Genomic DNA, 3,499 nt, shown 5'->3' on the forward strand with positions numbered 1-3,499 from the left:
TAACTTTATAGTCCCAATAGGTGAATTATAGTAATATGTTGTTTTCATATAGCATTATAACATATAAGGATTTCAATGAAGATAAGAGTATATTATGATTATCCATACTTTAGTACTAAACCCTTTATATAGAGGCTATATTCCTTTTTAAATGTATAAAAAACCGCTAAAATGTAGCATTTTAAAACATTTTTTGGCACAAATCTGGCACACTATTTTTCTCAATCCAAGAATAAAAAAATATCATTAACACAAAGTAGTCTATTAGAAATTCTTTTGAGTTTTGTTCTTTTGTTTCTATTGAATTCTTTGATTTTATTTAGATTTTTTTCTGAAAAAGCTTCTATAATTAACTTTTCATTTCTACATGTCAATATTGTGGGTTTTAGAAATGCTTCCGTCATGTTAAATTTCTACTTAATGTGAACATTATTAATTATTAAGTTTTTTTGTTCTTGTATGGCTTTTTGTGAGGCATTGCAAACTATCCTGTCGTATGAAATTTTAAAATCGTTCGAGATATTTTGCATATCTTCAAATTGATTGTTAGTTTGAAAATCAGGGACACCAATGGCAACAAAATTTTTTATACCTCTTAAAAAGTACTTTAAAAATCTTGGCATAATATCTTTTGATTTCATTTTTTATCTCTAGGTAAAAATACACCTTTAATGCAGTTCTTATTTAAAATTGCTATTTGGATATGATTCTCTCTCTTGAATCCAGAACCTTTATATAAAGGTTCTCCTTCCCAAAAAGCTGCTCTTACTGAATCAAATTTTTCACCAACTTCATTTGCTAATTCATGTGCATAACGAATTACTGCACAGTCAAGTTCTCTTTTTTTAAAATCAAAATCATCTTTTCCAAATGAACCATTAGTGGGTAATTGTAGATTTTCTTCCTTTGTATGGTACTCTAGTTTTTCATATGCAAGTGCTAAAAAATCAAGATATTTTTGATCAAGCAAATCAAGACAATTACCAAGGTCCAATACTGCACCTAAAACAAATGGTTTTTTGATAGTAGAACCTTTTCTTTTAGAAGCTTCAATTGCATACTGCTTTGCACGTTCATAATTATTTTCCCAAAAATAAACACCATCACCAAGCCAATCATAATTATTATTGCTTAATTGAAAATCACAATCTTGATTAAGAATCTTTCTAGCAATTGTTTCATCAAGTCCATGAAACCCATATACAAATGTTGGTTTGGTTGTGTACACCTAAGAAACTCTTTTGCTTAATCTACTTCTTTTAACCGTATTTTCGGAAAAAAAACGAGTATCGTAGCATCCATCTTTATCAAGAATTTTAGCTTTTACAAGAAGTTTAAAACTGTCTTTTTTTGTTCTTTTTCTATCAGCAACTTCTACTTTTTTGATAAGTTCTATAACAGACATAAAAACTCCTTAAAATTATATATAACAACTGAGTATATCATAAAAATACAAAATCAGTCTTTAAAGCCCAAGCTTCTTCAATACAGCCTGAGATTCAGGATTAGTTATTGGTGGACGGCAACCTGATTTTTTAAAAGCAACAATAGCATCAGGAATATACACTCGCTTATTATAATCATTATAATAATGGATTCCTTCCTCCAGATAGTTCTCATCGAGATATCGTTTGAAGGTGCGTTTGTCCTTTGCAAGAAAATGAATGACTTCTTTTTCAAGAGTAAGGTCTGGAACAAATATATCAAGTTGTTTTTTTAGCGATGAGATCTCAGATAAAATAATTTGTAAATCACTCATGACGCAGCCTTTGTTATTTTTTCTAGAGCTGTTATGTTTGGTATTATGGCAAAGCTGCCTTCTTTGAAAAATACATGCAATTTTCCATCTTTAGGCTCAACTGTTAAAATAGTTTTAATTCCATTTGCTGTTTGTATTGTTTTACCTCTGGCACTTTCTAATGCATCTTGGTAAAATTTAGTTTCATGCCAAGAGTTATATTCATCAATTACAGATTTTTCTTTTAATTTTTTAACAAGGTCGGCTTTGTACGCACTTGGATTTAGTTTATTTTTTGACTTTTGAGTAAGCCACTCTTCTAGTAATTTATTTTTTTTACTACTACTTGTAGTGGTAGTTTGTTTATTGTTTTTATTGTTACTTTGTGGGGTACATAATGATGTAGGGGGTCCCCCTGCATCAGCATGTATGGGGTTATTGCATGAGCATGTAGGGGGTACATGCTCATGCCCCACTACATCAGCATGTATGGGGTTAAAATCTAAATTAATACTAAAAGTGCTCTCTTTTCCAACATTTTCAATTTTTTTGATTAAATTGAGTTTAACAAGGCCTTTTATAGCTTTTTTAATTGTACGAGGGTCCTTTATTTTTAAGAGTTTTATAAATTGTGATATGGCAATGTTGTCTTTTTCTTTATGCCAACCTTTTGTTTTTCTTATTATAATTAAGTAAACTCTAAGCTCAAAATCAGATAGAGTATGAAGATACTCATCAATAATAATATTTGGAATCTGGAAAGAATTTGGTATAAAATTACTCATTTTATTCTTCCATTTTTTTAAGCACTTGCAACTTGAGCTCATTATCACTTTTTGCAATATTTAAATAATTACGAGAACGCTCATCAAAAAGATTTTTATACTCGCTAATCATCCTATTAAATAGCCATTTAATAGTACTTTCAACATTACAAATCGGCATTTTACCAACTTGTAAAATTGCTCGAAATAACCATTTTTGTACTTTTTTTGCTACAATTTTTTCAACTTCATTCCCAAAATCATCGACTCGATAAGATAGCCACTGCCAGCTTGTATCTCTGCTTAATATTTCAGCGACATATTCACGTGCAGCTGCATAAAATAGATGATTAGCATCAGTAATTTGATTTATAAATTCCTCTGGTGTTTCTACTTTTTTTGCAAAAAGTGAGACATATAGTTCTCGAGTTTGCATATTTACTCCTATGCTTAAAAGACTCTTAAACTATATTTCGATATTATGTCGGAGTCGCTAGTGTGACACGCAAGCTCACTATTTGATTTGGCGATCGGGTGAGTTTGCAACTTAATTTCTTATACATAAAATACCTATAGTTTATTTTATGTATAAGAAATTATACTAAAAGTACTCTTTGATATTTCTTAATTAAGTTTATTTTAATTGTATTATTATAAACTTCTAGTTTATTTTGATTAAGAAGGAAATAAATGAAAGTAAATTTATCGCATGATAATGCATTTCAAAGAATCGAAAAAATAAGAAATTATATAGGTTGTTCTAAAAAAGATTTTTCAAGTATGTTAGAAATTTCACCGGCTGCTTTAAACAATATAAATGTAAACAAAAGATCACTAAGCTCTGATCTGATAATTAAATTGATAGATTTAAAAGTGTCTCCTATCTTTATATATTTTGGGATTGGAACGCCTTTTGATGAAAAATATAATCAATTTTTAGAATCATATAATGATTATAAAAATGAAATAGTAGATGAAAAAGATAACGATTTAGAAG

At 29.0% G+C, this 3,499-nt stretch carries 7 protein-coding genes; 1 reads left to right on the forward strand and 6 read right to left on the reverse strand.

Translation table 11 applies throughout. The annotated features are described in order from the left end of the window. Window positions 1–413 precede the first annotated feature (413 nt). Genes QZZ48_RS14855 through QZZ48_RS14880 form a run of 6 tightly spaced genes read right to left on the reverse strand, consistent with a single transcriptional unit; the run spans window position 414 to window position 2,938 of the window. Window positions 414–641, reverse strand: coding sequence for a hypothetical protein (locus QZZ48_RS14855; RefSeq protein ID WP_294967040.1), 228 nt, complete (start codon window positions 639–641; stop codon window positions 414–416). After that, the gene (locus QZZ48_RS14860; protein WP_294967041.1) at window positions 638–1,228 is read right to left on the reverse strand and encodes a hypothetical protein; all 591 of its coding nucleotides are present in this window, start codon (window positions 1,226–1,228) and stop codon (window positions 638–640) included. Before QZZ48_RS14860 ends, QZZ48_RS14855 begins: the two co-directional genes overlap by 4 nt. Next, a complete protein-coding gene (locus QZZ48_RS14865) occupies window positions 1,229–1,405 on the reverse strand; it encodes a hypothetical protein (protein WP_294967042.1) in 177 nt (58 codons plus the stop codon). A 60-nt stretch (window positions 1,406–1,465) separates the two neighbouring features. Further along, window positions 1,466–1,759 (reverse strand): hypothetical protein, encoded by a 294-nt coding sequence (locus tag QZZ48_RS14870; protein WP_294967043.1) that lies wholly within the window; start codon window positions 1,757–1,759, stop codon window positions 1,466–1,468. Next, the gene (locus QZZ48_RS14875; RefSeq protein ID WP_294967044.1) at window positions 1,756–2,523 is read right to left on the reverse strand and encodes a replication protein; all 768 of its coding nucleotides are present in this window, start codon (window positions 2,521–2,523) and stop codon (window positions 1,756–1,758) included. The genes QZZ48_RS14870 and QZZ48_RS14875 overlap by 4 nt, the downstream gene beginning before the upstream one ends. A gap of 1 nt (window position 2,524) precedes the next feature. Continuing rightward, window positions 2,525–2,938 carry a hypothetical protein gene (locus QZZ48_RS14880; RefSeq protein WP_294967045.1) on the reverse strand — a complete coding sequence of 138 codons (414 nt, stop codon included), beginning with the start codon at window positions 2,936–2,938 and terminating at the stop codon, window positions 2,525–2,527. Window positions 2,939–3,192: 254 nt separating this feature from the next. On the opposite strand from QZZ48_RS14880, the gene QZZ48_RS14885 reads away from it, so the two are divergent. Further along, a partial coding sequence (locus tag QZZ48_RS14885) for a helix-turn-helix transcriptional regulator (protein WP_294967046.1) occupies window positions 3,193–3,499 on the forward strand: 307 nt, incomplete at its 3' end.

It is taken from the genome of Sulfurimonas sp. (genome assembly GCF_016744025.1).
GTDB lineage: Bacteria > Campylobacterota > Campylobacteria > Campylobacterales > Sulfurimonadaceae > Sulfurimonas.

Coding starts and splice junctions, on each gene's coding strand:
- QZZ48_RS14855 (WP_294967040.1), bottom strand. CDS start 641: ATGAAATCAAAAGATATTATGCCAAGATTTTTAAAGTACTTTTTAAGA.
- QZZ48_RS14865 (WP_294967042.1), bottom strand. CDS start 1,405: ATGTCTGTTATAGAACTTATCAAAAAAGTAGAAGTTGCTGATAGAAAA.
- QZZ48_RS14870 (WP_294967043.1), bottom strand. CDS start 1,759: ATGAGTGATTTACAAATTATTTTATCTGAGATCTCATCGCTAAAAAAA.
- QZZ48_RS14875 (WP_294967044.1), bottom strand. CDS start 2,523: ATGAGTAATTTTATACCAAATTCTTTCCAGATTCCAAATATTATTATT.
- QZZ48_RS14880 (WP_294967045.1), bottom strand. CDS start 2,938: ATGCAAACTCGAGAACTATATGTCTCACTTTTTGCAAAAAAAGTAGAA.